17 protein-coding genes are annotated in these 14,902 nt (G+C 60.7%); 10 read left to right on the forward strand and 7 right to left on the reverse strand.

Translation table 11 applies throughout. From position 1 onward, the window contains the following. Positions 1 to 2: 2 nt before the first annotated feature. Positions 3 to 1,226 carry a benzoate/H(+) symporter BenE family transporter gene (locus PSH76_RS07820; RefSeq protein WP_305493839.1) on the reverse strand — a complete coding sequence of 408 codons (1,224 nt, stop codon included), beginning with the start codon at positions 1,224 to 1,226 and terminating at the stop codon, positions 3 to 5. 95 nt (positions 1,227 to 1,321) lie between these two features. On the opposite strand from PSH76_RS07820, the gene PSH76_RS07825 reads away from it, so the two are divergent. After that, the gene (locus PSH76_RS07825) at positions 1,322 to 2,818 is read left to right on the forward strand and encodes a PLP-dependent aminotransferase family protein (RefSeq protein ID WP_305493840.1); all 1,497 of its coding nucleotides are present in this window, start codon (positions 1,322 to 1,324) and stop codon (positions 2,816 to 2,818) included. 102 nt (positions 2,819 to 2,920) lie between these two features. Here the strand turns inward: PSH76_RS07825 and PSH76_RS07830 are convergent, their stop codons facing one another. Together PSH76_RS07830 and PSH76_RS07835 are read right to left on the reverse strand one after the other, a co-directional pair. Then, on the reverse strand, positions 2,921 to 3,268 hold the full coding sequence (locus PSH76_RS07830; RefSeq protein ID WP_305493841.1) for a hypothetical protein: 348 nt from the start codon (positions 3,266 to 3,268) through the stop codon (positions 2,921 to 2,923). Then, entirely contained in the window at positions 3,249 to 3,422 is a 174-nt protein-coding gene (locus PSH76_RS07835) for a hypothetical protein (protein ID WP_164692209.1), read from the reverse strand. The genes PSH76_RS07830 and PSH76_RS07835 overlap by 20 nt, the downstream gene beginning before the upstream one ends. A gap of 137 nt (positions 3,423 to 3,559) precedes the next feature. On the opposite strand from PSH76_RS07835, the gene PSH76_RS07840 reads away from it, so the two are divergent. Both PSH76_RS07840 and PSH76_RS07845 read left to right on the forward strand, forming a co-directional pair. Continuing rightward, on the forward strand, positions 3,560 to 4,234 hold the full coding sequence (locus PSH76_RS07840) for a response regulator transcription factor (RefSeq protein WP_032896067.1): 675 nt from the start codon (positions 3,560 to 3,562) through the stop codon (positions 4,232 to 4,234). Continuing rightward, positions 4,227 to 5,537, forward strand: coding sequence for a HAMP domain-containing sensor histidine kinase (locus tag PSH76_RS07845; protein ID WP_032896068.1), 1,311 nt, complete (start codon positions 4,227 to 4,229; stop codon positions 5,535 to 5,537). Before PSH76_RS07840 ends, PSH76_RS07845 begins: the two co-directional genes overlap by 8 nt. Before the next feature lie 75 nt (positions 5,538 to 5,612). On the opposite strand, the gene PSH76_RS07850 is transcribed toward PSH76_RS07845, so the two are convergent. Continuing rightward, positions 5,613 to 6,053, reverse strand: a complete 441-nt coding sequence (locus PSH76_RS07850; RefSeq protein ID WP_305493842.1) for a hotdog fold domain-containing protein — start codon at positions 6,051 to 6,053, stop codon at positions 5,613 to 5,615. A gap of 134 nt (positions 6,054 to 6,187) precedes the next feature. Between PSH76_RS07850 and PSH76_RS07855 the strand changes: the two genes are divergently transcribed. The 5 genes from PSH76_RS07855 (at position 6,188) to PSH76_RS07875 (ending at position 10,513) form a co-directional block, all read left to right on the forward strand. Continuing rightward, on the forward strand, positions 6,188 to 6,805 hold the full coding sequence (locus PSH76_RS07855; protein ID WP_305493843.1) for a TetR/AcrR family transcriptional regulator: 618 nt from the start codon (positions 6,188 to 6,190) through the stop codon (positions 6,803 to 6,805). Positions 6,806 to 7,145: 340 nt separating this feature from the next. After that, entirely contained in the window at positions 7,146 to 8,357 is a 1,212-nt protein-coding gene (locus PSH76_RS07860; protein WP_305493844.1) for a YeeE/YedE family protein, read from the forward strand. After that, complete coding sequence (locus PSH76_RS07865; protein WP_305493845.1) at positions 8,347 to 8,880, forward strand: GNAT family N-acetyltransferase; 534 nt, start codon at positions 8,347 to 8,349, stop codon at positions 8,878 to 8,880. Before PSH76_RS07860 ends, PSH76_RS07865 begins: the two co-directional genes overlap by 11 nt. A 90-nt stretch (positions 8,881 to 8,970) precedes the next feature. Next, the gene (locus tag PSH76_RS07870) at positions 8,971 to 9,513 is read left to right on the forward strand and encodes a cysteine hydrolase family protein (protein ID WP_032896073.1); all 543 of its coding nucleotides are present in this window, start codon (positions 8,971 to 8,973) and stop codon (positions 9,511 to 9,513) included. A gap of 4 nt (positions 9,514 to 9,517) precedes the next feature. Next, entirely contained in the window at positions 9,518 to 10,513 is a 996-nt protein-coding gene (locus tag PSH76_RS07875; protein ID WP_032896074.1) for a GlxA family transcriptional regulator, read from the forward strand. On the opposite strand, the gene PSH76_RS07880 is transcribed toward PSH76_RS07875, so the two are convergent. Beyond that, a complete protein-coding gene (locus tag PSH76_RS07880; protein WP_084571028.1) occupies positions 10,485 to 10,655 on the reverse strand; it encodes a DUF2986 domain-containing protein in 171 nt (56 codons plus the stop codon). The genes PSH76_RS07875 and PSH76_RS07880 overlap by 29 nt on opposite strands. 43 nt (positions 10,656 to 10,698) lie before the next feature. Further along, positions 10,699 to 11,727, reverse strand: a complete 1,029-nt coding sequence (locus PSH76_RS07885; RefSeq protein ID WP_305493846.1) for an alpha/beta fold hydrolase — start codon at positions 11,725 to 11,727, stop codon at positions 10,699 to 10,701. Positions 11,728 to 12,045: 318 nt separating this feature from the next. Here PSH76_RS07885 and PSH76_RS07890 point away from each other — a divergent pair, with 318 nt between their 5' ends. After that, entirely contained in the window at positions 12,046 to 13,404 is a 1,359-nt protein-coding gene (locus PSH76_RS07890) for a hypothetical protein (RefSeq protein WP_305493847.1), read from the forward strand. Between the two features lie 29 nt (positions 13,405 to 13,433). On the opposite strand, the gene PSH76_RS07895 is transcribed toward PSH76_RS07890, so the two are convergent. Further along, positions 13,434 to 14,264 (reverse strand): alpha/beta fold hydrolase, encoded by an 831-nt coding sequence (locus PSH76_RS07895; RefSeq protein WP_305493848.1) that lies wholly within the window; start codon positions 14,262 to 14,264, stop codon positions 13,434 to 13,436. Positions 14,265 to 14,441: 177 nt separating this feature from the next. On the opposite strand from PSH76_RS07895, the gene PSH76_RS07900 reads away from it, so the two are divergent. After that, a complete protein-coding gene (locus PSH76_RS07900; protein WP_034126375.1) occupies positions 14,442 to 14,900 on the forward strand; it encodes a MerR family transcriptional regulator in 459 nt (152 codons plus the stop codon). Positions 14,901 to 14,902 lie beyond the last annotated feature (2 nt).

Below are 14,902 nucleotides of genomic sequence, written 5' to 3' on the forward strand. Positions count from 1 at the left end.
CATCAGTCAGCAGCCTTCTCATGGGCAGCAAGCTCCCGACGCGGCAACCGACCATTAAGCACGACGTACGCCACCAACCCAATCAGCAGCCCCCAAAACGCCCCGCCAATCCCGAACAACGTGATGTTGGCGGCCGCTGCCAGAAAGGTAATCAGCGAGGCTTCACGGGAGCTGGCATCAGCCATGGCGCCGGCCAGGCTGCCGCCGATAGTGCCGAGCAGGGCGAGCCCGGCCAGGGTGGTGATGAAGGTGGCCGGAAAGGCCATGAACAGCGCGGCGAGGGTCACGCCGAAGACCCCGACGAGGATGTAAAAGATGCCTGCGGCAATCCCGGCGATCCAACGCTTGGAGGGCTCTTCGTGGGCTTGCTTGCCGGTGCAGATGGCGGCGGTGATCGCCGCGATATTGAACGCGTGCGAACCAAAGGGCGCCATAAGCAAGGAGCCCAGCCCGGTGATGGTCACGATCGGGTTGGCACTGGTGGTGAACCCATCGTTGCGCAGCACCAGCATGCCGGGCATGTACTGGCCGGTCAGGGTGATCAAAAACAGCGGCAGCGCGACGCTGAGCAAGGCATTGAGCGAGAACTCAGGCCGAGTGAACACGGGCGCCGCCAGTTGCAGTTCCACGCCCGACAAGTCGACCCGCCCCTGAGCCAGCAAGAAGGCCAGCCCCAACGCCAGAATACCCACAACCGCGTAGCGTGCGGTCAGGCGTTTGAGCACCAGGTAGGCAACAATCAGCAAGCCGACCAGCACCGGGTCGAGGCTCATGCCGCCGAAAGCACCGATGCCGAACTGCAACAGAATACCGGCGAGCAACCCGGCGGCCACGCCTGGCGGGATCAGCCGGATGACTTTTTCGAAATAGCCGGATAAGCCCAGCAGCACGAAGGCTGCGGCCGAGATCATGTAGGCGCCCACCGCCTCGGCATAGGGGGTAGTGGACAGGGCCACCACCAGAAAGGCTGCCGCCGGTGTCGACCAAGCGGTGATGATGGGGGTGCGGGAAACCCAACTGAGCAACAGCCCGGTAACCCCCACGCCGATGGACACCGACCACACCCAGGACGCCGTCAACTCAGGGCTCAGCCCGGCGACCTTGGCGGCCTGGAACACCAGAATGAAGGTACCGCCGTAATTGACGATGACCGAGATCAGGCCGGCCACAATCGGCGGGATGAGGTCGCTGAGGCGAACAGATGAGTGGGATGTTGACGTAGGCATGGCGTTACGGTGCTCCTTGCAAATGGCGATGCGCAGAGTCTACGGATAAACTGGCCTGCTCTTTCCGGCCAATTTATTCAGATAGAGCAGACCGCATGGCGCACACCTTCGAGCTCGAAACACTGAAAATCCGGCTCAACGATGCCGAGTTTCAGCGGCTGGATCTGCATCAGCGGATCCAGCGTGCCCTGCGTGCATTGATTTTGGAGGGTGCCCTCGATGCAGGCCTGAAGCTGCCGGCGTCCCGGGTGCTGGCCAAGACGCTCGGCGTTGCCCGCGACACGGTCGAGAACGCCTACGTGCATTTGCACCGGGATGGCTTCATTGTGCGGCGCGAGGGCTCGGGCAGCTATGTATCGGAAGCTGTGGGCACAGAGTTACGCGGAGCTGCGCGCCGGCACCTGAAAATGCAAGACACCCAGCGCAGCGATGCAGCACCAGGGGCGGGCTTGAGCCGGCGCGGCCGGATGATGTTCGATACGGGTGGCGTGACCGATCAGCAGGCGGTCAAGGCCTTTGCCACCGGGCTGCCGGAAACCCGTACCTTTCCTGTCGATGTATGGGAACGTCTGCAACGCCAGGCCATGAAGGACTACCGGGGTAACGTCCTGCTGCATGGCGACCCGCAAGGCGCCGAACCTTTGCGCAAGGCGATCGCCACCTTCTTGAACCTCGAACGCGGTGCCAAATGCTCACCCAGTCAGGTTCTGGTATTGAGCAGCACTCGCCAGGCCCTGTACCTGTGTGCCCAATTATTAGTGGATGCCGGCAAGCCCATCCTCCTGGAAAACCCCGGTTACTACGGTGCCAAGAAGGCTTTTGAAGCGGCCCAGACCCAGGTGGTGCCTATTGATGTCGATGCACTGGGTATCCGCACCGACCTGCTGCGGGCGGACCGCAGCGGTGCCAATTGCGTCTATGTGACGCCTTCGCATCAATACCCCACCGGCGCCACGTTAGCGCTGGAGCGCCGGTTGGAGCTGATCAACTGGGCGGCCGAGCAGGGCAAGTGGATCCTCGAGGACGACTATGACAGCGAGTTCCACTACGACGGGCCGCCGATTGCCTGCGTTCAGGGCCTGGACCCGTACCAGCGCACGATCTACCTCGGCACCTTCAGCAAAACCCTCTATCCCGGATTGCGGATGGGCTACATGGTGCTGCCAGCCGAGCTGGTCAACACCTTCACCTATGCACGAAGCATCATGGACGGTCACACGCCACAGATCCTCCAACTGACGCTGGCGCGCTTCATGGAGGGCGGCCACTACCACGCCCATGTCCGGGCCATGCGCAAACTTTACGCGGCGCGCCGTGCCGTCATGCTCACCGCCATCGGCAAACACCTGAAGGGGGTTGTCACAGCCTTGTGTCCCCATGGCGGGCTGCAGATGCCCTGTCTGCTGGCCGATGGCTGGTCGGAGGAAAACACCATCCGCCAAGCTGCCAGCGCAGGTGTGCAGTTGCCCGGCCTCAGTCGGTTGTACGCAGGCGAGGAGAAGAAACAAGGTTGGCTGTTGGGGTATTCATCCTTGACCGCCCATGAAATCGAAACAGCTATGCGGCGGCTGGCCAGAGCAATAGGCTCGTAGGAGCGAGCTTGCTCGCGAAAAACTCATAGGCGCCGCGTTCATTCAGGAAGCACGCGTTATCGTTGACGTTTTTCGCGAGCAAGCTCGCTCCTACAGAGGTATCTAAAGCCTGCTCGGCGATTCAACCGCAGGCAGGAGGTAGTCGAACCATTGCGCCAGGTTCGAGCCTGATAGCCGCTGCGCCTCATCGACCTCCATCGATTCATCCTCACCGGCGGTGTAGCACTGGTCACCGCTGCGTCTGTCATCGGGATAGACCATAAAACCACCGCGGCCGTCAGGGCAGTCGGGCAGATACACCGAGGACAGGTCGCGTTGCTCATCGAGGTGCGCATTCAAGCGCGCGATATAGATACCCATCGAAACCGCCACACCAATAACCAGCACCACGCAGGCGACCAACTGGCCGGTATAGCTGGCGCCAATCTCATCACGACGCACGGGCGACATCACACGACCCTGTCTGCTCAACGTTCTGGCCAACCAGAAACCAGCCATTGCCTCCCATGCGTACCAACTGCGTTTGCTGTGGAAGGATGCCCACCATCAGCGCGAGGAAAATCACGGCTAACAGCACCCCTTTGATCATCGAATACAGGTTCATGACGGTGACGAGCTCTGGATAAGAAGATCCTTAGCCTAAGCAGCACGGGGTTAACGTCAGGTAAACATCACGGGAAACCTGCCGACTTCCGCTATCCTTCACACCGCTGCGCACTGCCTGCCCGAGGGGTTTTTTCCGTGCATATTCATCTGCTGCTGGTCGAGGACAACCTGGACCTGGCCACCACCGTTATCGAGTACCTGGAGATCAGCGGCATCGTCTGCGATCACGCCAGCCATGGCCAGGCCGGGCTCAACCTGGCGCTCAACCAGCATTACGACGTCATTCTGCTGGACATCATGCTGCCGCGACTGGACGGCCAGCAGGTGTGCGCAGGGTTGCGCCAGCAAGGCATCCAGACCCCCATCCTGATGCTGACCTCGCTGGATGCGTTGCCCGACAAGCTCGCCAGTTTTGCCGCGGGCGCCGACGACTATCTGGTCAAGCCGTTCGAGCTTGCCGAGTTGGTGGCGCGGATTCGCGCCTTGAGCCTGCGGCGCAGCGGCCAGACCAGCCGCCTGCAAGTGGACGACCTGGTCATGGAACTGACCACCCGCAAAGTCAGCCGGGCAGGGCAGGAGTTGCATCTGTCACCCATCTGCTGGGCCTTGCTCGAGCACTTGATGCGCGCCAGTCCCGAGCCTGTTCCCAGGGAGCGGTTGGAAAGCAAAATCTGGGGCGATGAGCCGCCCGACAGCAATACCCTCAAAGTGCATATGCACCGGCTGCGCAAGGCGGTAGACAAACCGTTTGGCCGGCCATTGATCCATACCCTGGCGGGTGTCGGCATTCAGGTAAAACCCCATGCGTAACGGCCTGAGCTTGAAGTGGGTGATCAGTGGCAGTTTCCTGTGTTTGATTGCGGTGGTGCTGGTGATCTACAGCAAGCTGCTGCCTGAATTCACGGTGCGCGGCCTGTTCTACACCGCCAGCGCGATGATGGAGGAGGAAGCCCAGTATTTTCTCCGGCACTACAAACAGGACCCGACCACGCCGACGCCGCACAATTACTTCTATACCAGCGTCATCGGCAAGGAGGCGTTGCCGCAGGACGTGCGCGAGTTGCTCACGACATCGCCGAGCCTGTCCTTCGGCGCGGTGAATATCTTCGGCGATCTCTATTCCGATGACGACGACGAGCCGTTCCAGATCATCCTCGAACAGCCCCTGGGTGACGGCAAAACCCTCTACATGTACGACATCGACCACGATAAGGAAGCAGGCGGGGAGGTGGAGACGCCGTTGTCTGACGCCTATTTCGATCAGGTCATAGAGAGTGTCAAGTTCATCAGCCTGGCGGTATTCGTGCCGGCGCTGATCATCATTGCCTTGCTGGTCTGGTGGCTGGTTCGGCCGCTGGGGCGCCTGGTGCAATGGTCCGGCACACTCAAAGACCCTGAGGCACTGACTGGCTCACGGCCGGGTTTCAGCTTCAAGGAGTTCAATATGCTGGCCGATGCCCTGGCCAAAAGTGTTGAGCAGGTGCAGGCCGCCAGCGAACGAGAAGGCCGCTTGTTGCGTTACACCAGCCATGAACTGCGCACGCCCCTGGCGGTGCTCAAGGCCACCATCGAATTGTTGGCCCTGCAATCGGGCGGTGCGCTGCCACCCTCCTTGCAGCGCATAGAACGTTCGGTGATGAACATGCAACTGATCGCCGAGACATTGCTGTGGATGAGCCGCGAGCGTCCCGAGCCGCTGCCGGAAGAAGACGTTGACCTGAGCGAGCTGGTGGGCGAGCTGATTGAAAAACACCGCTACCTGATCGGTAACCGGGATATTGAGCTGAGCATCGACATCCACGACGGCCCTTGCCGATTGCCTCCTACCGCCTGCCGCATTGTGATCGGCAACTTCCTGCGCAATGCGCTGCAATACGCCGAAGAAGGCACCGTGGAAATCCGCTTCAAATACCCCCGGCTGATGATCGCCAATCACATCAGGGAGACGGGGCCACAGCAGGAGTCCGATGATTTTGGCTATGGGCTGGGGTTGCAGTTGATGCGCGAGTTATGCGCAAAGCTGGGCTGGCAGATTGAGGTGATTCGTGAGCAGCAGCGGTTTACGGTCATGCTTGATGTGGTGAAGCTGCGGGCTGTGGAGTCGGTAGGGTAAAGGCAGGCTGCGCATTTCACCGGGTGAGTGAGATGGCCTGCCTGCGCGGTGGTGGGGCACTGAACGAGCGGGTGCCTAAGCGAGTTTCACATTCATGGTGATGTGGGCGGTGAGTACCTTGGTGCCGTCCGCATCGAACACCTCCACCGGCACGATCTTGTCGCCGGCGGTTTGCCAGTCGATCGCGCTGCCATCGGCCACGGCGCGGATATCGGTTTTCGCCTTGGCCAGGTATTCCACAGTCATGCCCTTGGGTATCCAGCGTGCGCCTGCGGGGATCGACGCGTCGGTCATCATGCCACCGGCCAGTTCGGCGGCGTTGCACAGCGCGATGGCGTGCACGGAGGCCAGGTGATTGGTGATTTCCTTGCGAAACGGCACAGTGACCACCGCATGGTTGGGTTTGAGCTCCGCGATCTGAGGCGTGATGGTGCTGAAGTAGGGGGCCATCTGGCAGGCCAGGTTACTGAATGCGGCGGGGCCTACGCTATTGAACATGCTCAGGGCTTGGCTCATCGAAGTATCCTCAGGGGTCAGTTGCAGAATAATATTCTGTAACTGAACAATATTCTGTAAATTCGATGCCTGTCAACCTGAGCTTTCTCTGCCGGGCGCTCAGCCTATAAACTGTTTTGATTTGGCCCTCTTCCATGCACTCCACCGATCTTATCGAGCGCACCTTCCCCGGCAGGCGCAGCGACCTCAAGCGCATCATCCTGCGCGAAGCACTGGCGTGTTTTAACGAGGTGGGCATCGAGGCGACCTCTATCGAAACCATTCGCGCGCGCTGCGACACCAGCGTGGGCGCTATCTATCACCACTTCGGCAATAAAGAAGGGCTGGTCGCTGCGCTGTTCTTTGCGGCGCTGGAGGACCAGGCCAGCCTGCGTGACCACTATCTGCAAGCGGCGGACACCGCCCACGCGGGCGTCGTCGGGCTGGTGTACAGCTATGTTGAATGGGTGACTGAACAGCCGGATTGGGCGCGGTTTGTGTTCCAAAGCCGCTTTGCCGTGTCCAGCGGCCCGTTCAAGGACGAGCTGCTTGCACGCAACAAACAGCGCAACCAGCAGTTGAAGGAATGGATGAGCGGGGAAGGGCGCAAGGAGCATTTCAGCCACTTGCCGGCAGAACTGATTCCCTCGTTGATTATCGGCGCGGCGGAAAGTTACTCGCGTGCGTGGTTGTCGGCGAAGGTCAAGAAGAGTCCATTTGAATACCGCGAACTGCTGGCTGAAGCGGCGTGGAAGTCGATCAGCCTGGGTTAGTCAGGCCTGCTCATCTCCTGTGGGAGCTGTCGAGCTTTAGCGAGGCTGCGAAAGCGGTGGTTCAGGCGATGAAAGTGTTGCCTGTGCCGCCGCCATCGCAGCCTCGCTGGGGCTCGACAGCTCCCACATTTTGAGCGGTGTTGTTGTCGGGAGTTGTGTTTGGCGCGGTGGCCCTGCAAAGCGTGATTCCACATACACCGCCGATCCCCTGTGGGAGCTGTCGAGCTTTAGCGAGGCTGCGAAAGCGGTGGGTCAAATAATGAGCCTTTGGGCAATGCCCACACCTGATCAAATTCCCTCTGAGGCTATACTTGCCTCCTTCCAACCAATCGAGATCCCCATGAGCACCTCTCTTTCCCTGTCGCCAGTGCGCAAGCCCGTCGCGCCACTGATCGCTTTTGTCATCCTGGTGGCGGGCGCTCTGTTCCTGCAAAACACGGTGGGCGCGCGCCAGGTGTTGTTGCTGGTGGTCGGCGCCGCGCTCGGCCTGACCTTGTATCACGCTGCCTTCGGTTTTACTTCAGCCTGGCGTGTGTTTATCAATGATCAGCGCGGCGCCGGCTTGCGTGCGCAGATGGTGATGCTGGCGGTGGCGGTGGTGCTGTTTTTCCCGGCGCTGGGCGCGGGCACTTTGTTTGGCCAGCCGGTGACCGGGCTGGTAGCGCCGGCGGGTGTGTCGGTGGTGTTCGGGGCGTTTATCTTCGGGATCGGCATGCAGTTGGGCGGCGGGTGTGCGTCGGGTACCTTGTTCACCGTGGGCGGCGGTAACGCGCGGATGTTGGTGACGCTGCTGTTCTTTATCTGTGGCTCGCTGATCGCCACCCATCACGTCGACTGGTGGTTTGCACTGCCATCGTTCCCGGCGGTTTCCATCGTCAAGAGTTTCGGTGTGCTGCCGGCCTTGGTCCTGAGCCTGGCGGTATTCGCGCTGATTGCAATGGTCACCGTGCGCCTGGAAAAACGCCGCCACGGCCAGCTTGAACAAGGCGTACAAAGCGAGCACCCAGGGCTGCGCCGCTTCCTGCGCGGCCCATGGCCGTTGGTATGGGGCGCGATCGGCCTGGCGCTGCTCAACTACGCCACCCTGGCTCTGGCCGGGCGGCCGTGGGGCATTACTTCCGCGTTCGCATTGTGGGGCGCCAAGGTGGCGAGCGGGCTGGGCGTGGACGTCGCTAGCTGGGCATTCTGGCAGATGCCGGGCAATGCCAAGGCCCTGGCTGCACCGGTGTGGGAAGACATCACCAGCGTCATGGACATCGGCATTGTTCTCGGTGCGTTGTTGGCCGCAGGCCTGGCCGGGCGTTTCGCCCCCAGCCTGAACATCCCGCTGCGCTCGTTGATCGCGGCTGTGATCGGCGGCCTGATGCTCGGCTACGGTTCGCGCCTGGCCTATGGCTGCAATATCGGCGCCTACTTCAGCGGCATCGCCTCGGGCAGCCTGCATGGCTGGGTGTGGCTGGTGGCGGCTTTTATCGGTAATGGCGTGGGTGTGCGCTTGCGGCCCTTCTTCTTCGCGGGTGAGCGGCCCAAGGTGGCCTTGAGTGGCTGCTGAGCCGTGCGCTCACATTCGCCTGGCGCGAGCGCAGGATGCCGGGTTATTACCCGCCATCGAGCATTGCGCTGCCCAGGCATTCCGGGCCATTGAAGGCCTGGGTTGGCTTGCGGATGCTGCGTCGATCAGTGTCGAGTGCCATCGCCAGTGGATCGCGCTATCGACCTGCTGGGTGGTGGTCGACACCCATGACCAGCTCCAAGGCTTCCTCAGCGCAGAACGTTTTGGCGACGACCTGCATATCCATGAAGTCTCGGTTGCCCAACCGCTGCAGGGCCAGGGCTGGGGACGCAGGCTGGTGGAAACGGCGATCCACCACGCACGCGCCCAGCAACTGCGTGCGGTGACCTTGACCACCTTCAAGCATGTGCCCTGGAATGCGCCGTTCTATCGGCGCGTGGGCTTTGAACCCCATGCCCATCAGCGCCTGGAAAATACCCTGGCGGATGAATACGCCCAAGGTTTCGCCCCTGGCAGCCGCTGTGCCATGGCGTACAAAGTGGTATGTCCGAATCCGTCCTGAAGTGGTCCGCCTTGCGCCTGTCGGTCTCTCGGCGTTGTTCTTACGATGGCTCTATCGTCTCCCCATAGACACAAGCCAAAAGGACAACCCATGAGCCATAAAGCCCTGATCGTGATCGACGCCCAACATTCCTTCCGCCATTCAACCTACTGGTCCGAAAATGACCTGCCCGATTATCTGGAAAAACAGCAGGCCCTCATCGACGGCTGTGTTCAACGCGGCATCCCGGTGATACAAGTCTTCCATGTTGAAGACCAAGGGCATTTCTCCATGCAATCGGGCAACGTCAGGGCCTTGAGCGAGCTGTCGATCAATCCACAGTTGGTGATCCATAAGCGCTACCACAGCGCCTTCGCCGGTACGCCTCTGGCCGCTCGCCTTACGGAGATGGGCGTCACCACGCTGATCATCAGCGGCATCCGGACCGAGCAATGCTGCGAGACCACCACGCGGCAGGCGTCGGACAGCGGCTTCAAGGTGGACTTTGTCAGTGAAGCCACACTGACATTTCCCATGACCCACCTGCGTAGTGGCCGGGAGTACACCCCGGCGCAGATTCGCGAACGCACGGAGCTGGTGCTGGAAGAGCGTTTTGCGCGCATCGTCACGGTCGCCCAGGCGCTGGAAGGATGAACCCGTGAGCGTGCCGGTGCTGTTCGTGCTGCTGCCCAATGTGCTGATGCTCGACCTGGCGGGGCCTGCTGAAGTGTTGCGCCTGGCCGCGCAAGCCGAGGACCCGGCGGCGGTGGATTTCGACCTGCAGTACGTCAGCCCGGTGGAGTCGCTACACACCTCCATTGGCTTGCCACTCACCGGGCTGGCGCCCCTGCCGCAGACTCTGGAACCCGGCACGCTGGTGGTGCTGGTGGGCTCCACGATGAACGTATCAAAGGCCCACCAAAAGGCTTTCGAATCGGCCAGCCATCAGCTCACCCATTGGTTGCAAAACGTGTTCGCGCCCTCGGCCGAACGCCTGGTGTGCGTGTGCGCCGGCGCGTTGAGCGCCGCCAGGGCCGGGCTGCTCGATGGGCGCCAATGCACCACGCACCATTCGCTGTGCGCCACCTTGCAGGCCATCGCCCCCAAGGCCCGGGTTTTGGAAAACCGCCTGTACGTCACCGATGGCCCGGTCAGTTGCAGCGCCGGTATCACGGCGGGTATCGACCTGATGCTGCACCTGGTTGCCGAACTGGCCGGGCCACGCTTGGCGTGCGCCGTGGCGCGGGACATGGTGGTGTACCTGCGCCGCAGCGGCAGCGACCCGCAGCTATCGCCTTGGGTGAGCGGGCGCAATCACCTGCACCCGGCGGTCCATCGCGTGCAAGACGCCATCGCCGCCGCCCCCTGCGAGGCCTGGACACTCACCCGCATGGCAAGCCTGGCCTGCACCAGCAGCCGACACCTGGCGCGCCTATTCCAGGAGCATGTCGGCATCAGCCCGTTGGATTACCTGCACCGCCTGCGCCTGGCCGTGGCCCGTGAACTGCTGGCCGAGTCGGCCCTGGACATAGAAACCATCGCCGAGCGCGCAGGCTTTGGCTCGGCGCGGCATCTACGGCGTATCTGGGGTAAATATGAAGCGGCCACCCCTTCAGCCATGCGCTTTACTCAGCAAGCGTCTCGACAGCCGTGACCGGCTCTTGGCCGGCTTCGGTCGCCAGCTTCAAGCGATCCGCCTTGCTGATGTATTTGTCTTTGCTTTTTGGCGCCAGCTTGGCGCTGGCCTTTTTCGCTTTGGCTTTGAAGAGCTGCTGAAGTTTTTTCTGGCGGTTCATGTTCCGTTGCCTGAAGGGGAAAGGCGCGGATGATACTACCGGTTCAGCTTGCCAGGAACTCGCTGATCAGTGTGATCACCTGCTGCTGGATCACGGGCCGTGGCCGCGCGCCTTTGCCGTCCTGGCAAATGATGCTGTCGCCGGGCACATCAGCGTCAAGCACCGCTGCCGCGCCCGGTTTGCACTGAGACATAAAACTGAAGTGGTTGGCGTCCTGGATCTCCACGTACTGAGTCGACGTTTTTGGCAGCCGCTTGGCCATGTCGGCCGATTCCATCTGCGCCGGCAAATCCGCTGACGGCACACCGGCGGCGATCACCAGGGCCGGCACTGGCAACGCCGCCAGGCTCGCATCGGTAAAACCGCGCGACAGGCCCAGGTCCAGGGACACCACAGCGCTCACGCGTTTGTCGCTCAAGTCCGCGGCCACTTGAGCCTTCCCGCTCGGCGTACCTTCAGGGTTCATCTCACGGTAAGCCGTGCACGCCACCAACGTCGGATGAGCCTCGCAATCCCGGGCAAACAACGCCGGGTCGAAACGCGCCCCCGCGCTCTCCATGACCGTCCAGCCCCCCAGGGAATGGCCTATCACCGCGATCCGGCCACTATCCACCGCGCCAAATGGCGTGGGCTGCGCCAGCAGCGCATCAATGGCCCGGCTCAAATCCCTGGGCCGTTGCCACAACTGCGCGGCGGCTTGCGCGCTGCGATCCTGGCTGGTGGTGCCAGGGTGGTTGACCGCCGCCACGATATAACCCCGCCGGGCCAGCGCACTGGCCAGCCACGCCTGTTTACCCCAATTGCCACCGTAGCCGTGGGAGAGCACCACCACCGGATGTTTGCCGGGCGTCGGTGCGGCATCAGGTACCGCAAGCACACCGATGAACACCAGGTTGTCAGCGATCAGCTTGGGTTGGGCGGTGGTGGCGGCGGGGTACCACACGGCCATCTCCAATGGGCGAATGTTGTGAGTGTCGGGGAGGGTGGTGGTTTGGAAACCGATGGAGTTGTCGTTGGCGACTGCAGGCGCGGTGAGGCTTATCAGGAAGAGGGCGGCGAGGATGGCTTTCACTGTTTTTATCGTCCTTGAAATGAGGTGCGCAGCATGAACTGAAATAGGCGGTTTAGGTAGGGGGCAGGCGGGACTAGGAGGTGGCCTACGAATTCCTACTTTCGGGTATTACAGATGGGGACTTCATGTTTTTAGGAAGTGGCCGGCTTACTTGGCGCTATGAATCGTGCACTGTCGGAGCGTGAGTCCTACTGCCGTATCGATGATGATCTGAGTTGTGTGCTTTTTAACTTAAGTTGCGAGCCTCGCGTGAGGTCCGTATGCAGGGCTTACTTGCCGATCAGGAAACATTCTTAGTCGATGGCGGGTGTAATCATAATGAACGTCAGTGTTTATACATCGTTAACTAATAACCACTTGGGCAGTGCTGTTCCCACCCGCCCTAGCCCGGTTGCTGTGTCGTCTATTCAAGACAATACCGGCTCCTCCAGCGATAACGTTCAAGCCAGTACCTTCAGTACCGTTTCGATCCTGGCGGGGCAATTAAGTGATGCTGCTAGCCGTGAAGTCCGCCTTCGCCAGCTGGACCCAAGGCATAACGCCCTCAGTCCGCTCGATGGGATAAGTGACGAACAATATTTCGCCAACAAGGCTCAGCATGATGCTGAGGTCCCCGATACACCGTTCTTGGAATTGCATGAGCGCGCCAAGCAAGCCACCGCCTTCGCCAACGGTTCTGTCAGTAACCCATTCACAGGCCTTACGGTCGATCAATTGACTCTGATTGCCCGCGACGACAGCGGTGCGTTCACCGTCAACGAACGGCGGGCTGCCTGGCAAGAGGCTCGCTTGAATGAGCAGAGGGCCAGCGCTTTTTCAGGTTCTGTCATTGGTCGTGAACTGATGATTTCTCGCCTCTTTCTGGGACATGAGCCTGCGGTGGCCGAAGGCACCCTGAACCGCAGCAACATGGCCCAAAGCAATTACGACTTTCTCACTCGCGAGGATCGCACTCTGCTGTCTGATATGTACGCTTATGCGCAGGAACACGGTGCCGACTTGGCGTATGTCGATATGTTGGCTTACGACCTCGGCAACTATCGTAATCATGATAACGGTCGCCAACTGTTGAGTGGCAATGAAGGCTACGACCAAGAGGGGCGCCGGGTGACATTCAATTTCAAGGCGCACGATGTAGCGACAGCCTCACGCATTCTGAGCGGTTCGGCGATTAGCTCAACCCGGCTCGATCAGGGTTTTTTGCGGCATGTCCTGAACCCGGACTTCGGCGCATTGAGCAACATGGGGAGCATTGCCTTCCTTGAACAGATGGTGCTGAGATTTTCCAGCGAGGGCGCCGCGCAAGCTTCGTTGGGCCGCGAGTTCACCACTTACGTGCCGACAAGTATCAAGGACAACATGGTAGTCACAGTGGCCGAAGAGGTGACGCTTATATTCGATGACCCCGTGCTTATCAACACGGATGGCCTATGGACGATTACCGAAAAAGGCAAGGCTGCTGGCTACACGATGGACCCGGCGACCGGCAAGCCGCGTCGGGCGGTTGCGCCGACGGTCGACGAACGACAGGCGCACAGTGGCGTTGCGGGTGCTGTAGCAGACGCCCTGACGACGCGCTCTCTTGTAGACACCCTTGCAGTCAACCAAGACCAGTCCAGTGCGCAATGGCTCTGGCCTGGGCATTTACTCAAATGGATGAAGAATCTAAAACCCTGAAGAAGGGGCGGTTACCCGCCCCCAATCAATCAGCTCCTTATAAACGCCAGCAAATCCGCATTAATCGTATCGGCGTGGGTGGTAGGCATGCCGTGCGGGAAGCCTGGGTAGATTTTCAGCGTGCTGTTTTTCAGCAGTTTGGCGGATAGCACCCCGGCATTCTCATGAGGGACGATCTGATCATCGTCGCCGTGCATGACCAGAACGGGGATCTGGATGCGTTTCAAGTCTTCGGTGAAATCGGTCTGGGAAAACGCCACGATCCCGTCATAGTGCGCCTTGGCACAGCCCATCATGCCTTGGCGCCACCAGTTCAGGATGATGCCCTCGCACGGCTTGGCGCCTGGGCGGTTATAGCCGTAGAAAGGTCCAGCGGGAATGTCTTGGTAGAACTGTGCCCGGTTGGCTTTCAGTTGCGCCTGCAAGTCGTCGAACACTGACTTGGGCAGGCCGCCGGGGTTGTTCGGGGTCTGGACCATCAAAGGGGGAACGGCGCTGATGATGGCGGCCTTCGAGACGCGGTCTTCGCCGTGGCGGGCGATGTAATGAACCACTTCACCGCCGCCGGTGGAGTGACCGACATGCACCGCAGTTTGTATACCCAGGTGCTCGACCACCGCCGCAACGTCGTCGGCATAGTGGTCCATATCGTGCCCGTCCCAGACCTGGCTGGAACGCCCGTGGCCACGCCGGTCGTGGGCAACGACCCGGTAACCTTCGCCCAGGAAAAACAGCATTTGCGCGTCCCAATCATCTGCGCTCAGTGGCCAGCCATGATGGAGGAAAATGACCTGGGCATCGCGTGGGCCCCAGTCCTTGTAGAAAATTTCAACACCGTCTCGCGTGGTGACGTAGCCCATGTTCGCCTCTCCCAAATGAAATGATGGCCTGATCGAATCGCGATCATGGCGCTGGATTGACCCACTGCGGCCCATGCGTGTCTGGCAAGCGCGCCGCCTACCAATTGCCGCCTTGGCCGCCCAATGACTTTAGGTTTAAAGTCAACTTTAAGGTCAATGGTTTTTTGTGGGTGGTACATGAGAATAGGCGAGTTGGCAAAAATCAGCGGGTTGGCGGCCTCACGCATCCGCTTCTACGAGGCGAGCGGTCTGATCCAATCGGTTGAGCGTAAATCCAACGGCTATCGGGACTATACGCCCGGCACCGAGGCGGTGTTGGAGATCATCAAGGGTGCCCAGGCAGCCGGTTTCTCTCTGGAAGAAATCCGGCAGTTAATGCCCCGCAGTGCCGGTGGTTGGCAGCATGACGAGCTGCTCAGCGGGCTCAAGCACAAGGTCGAGGAAATCGAGGTTCTGCAACAACGGCTGGCCCAGAACAAGGCGCAGTTGCTGAACGTCATCAAGGGCATCGAAGGCAAGCCCGAGGGCATGGCCTGTGCCGAGAATGCGCAGATGTTGATTAACCGTCTGCGCGAGGAAGGGGGCGCTCCAGCCTCATCCACAAAAAAAAGCGCCCGCCGGGCCCCGAGGGCCTGACC

The sequence above is a fragment of the Pseudomonas sp. FP215 genome (assembly GCF_030687795.1).
GTDB lineage: Bacteria > Pseudomonadota > Gammaproteobacteria > Pseudomonadales > Pseudomonadaceae > Aquipseudomonas > Aquipseudomonas salmasensis.

Bases quoted from the DNA above. Each gene is read 5' to 3' on its own strand.
- PSH76_RS07820 (WP_305493839.1), bottom strand. From the start codon at position 1,226: ATGCCTACGTCAACATCCCACTCATCTGTTCGCCTCAGCGACCTCATC.
- PSH76_RS07825 (WP_305493840.1), top strand. From the start codon at position 1,322: ATGGCGCACACCTTCGAGCTCGAAACACTGAAAATCCGGCTCAACGAT.
- PSH76_RS07830 (WP_305493841.1), bottom strand. From the start codon at position 3,268: ATGTCGCCCGTGCGTCGTGATGAGATTGGCGCCAGCTATACCGGCCAG.
- PSH76_RS07835 (WP_164692209.1), bottom strand. From the start codon at position 3,422: ATGAACCTGTATTCGATGATCAAAGGGGTGCTGTTAGCCGTGATTTTC.
- PSH76_RS07845 (WP_032896068.1), top strand. From the start codon at position 4,227: ATGCGTAACGGCCTGAGCTTGAAGTGGGTGATCAGTGGCAGTTTCCTG.
- PSH76_RS07850 (WP_305493842.1), bottom strand. From the start codon at position 6,053: ATGAGCCAAGCCCTGAGCATGTTCAATAGCGTAGGCCCCGCCGCATTC.
- PSH76_RS07855 (WP_305493843.1), top strand. From the start codon at position 6,188: ATGCACTCCACCGATCTTATCGAGCGCACCTTCCCCGGCAGGCGCAGC.
- PSH76_RS07860 (WP_305493844.1), top strand. From the start codon at position 7,146: ATGAGCACCTCTCTTTCCCTGTCGCCAGTGCGCAAGCCCGTCGCGCCA.
- PSH76_RS07870 (WP_032896073.1), top strand. From the start codon at position 8,971: ATGAGCCATAAAGCCCTGATCGTGATCGACGCCCAACATTCCTTCCGC.
- PSH76_RS07880 (WP_084571028.1), bottom strand. From the start codon at position 10,655: ATGAACCGCCAGAAAAAACTTCAGCAGCTCTTCAAAGCCAAAGCGAAA.
- PSH76_RS07890 (WP_305493847.1), top strand. From the start codon at position 12,046: ATGAACGTCAGTGTTTATACATCGTTAACTAATAACCACTTGGGCAGT.
- PSH76_RS07895 (WP_305493848.1), bottom strand. From the start codon at position 14,264: ATGGGCTACGTCACCACGCGAGACGGTGTTGAAATTTTCTACAAGGAC.
- PSH76_RS07900 (WP_034126375.1), top strand. From the start codon at position 14,442: ATGAGAATAGGCGAGTTGGCAAAAATCAGCGGGTTGGCGGCCTCACGC.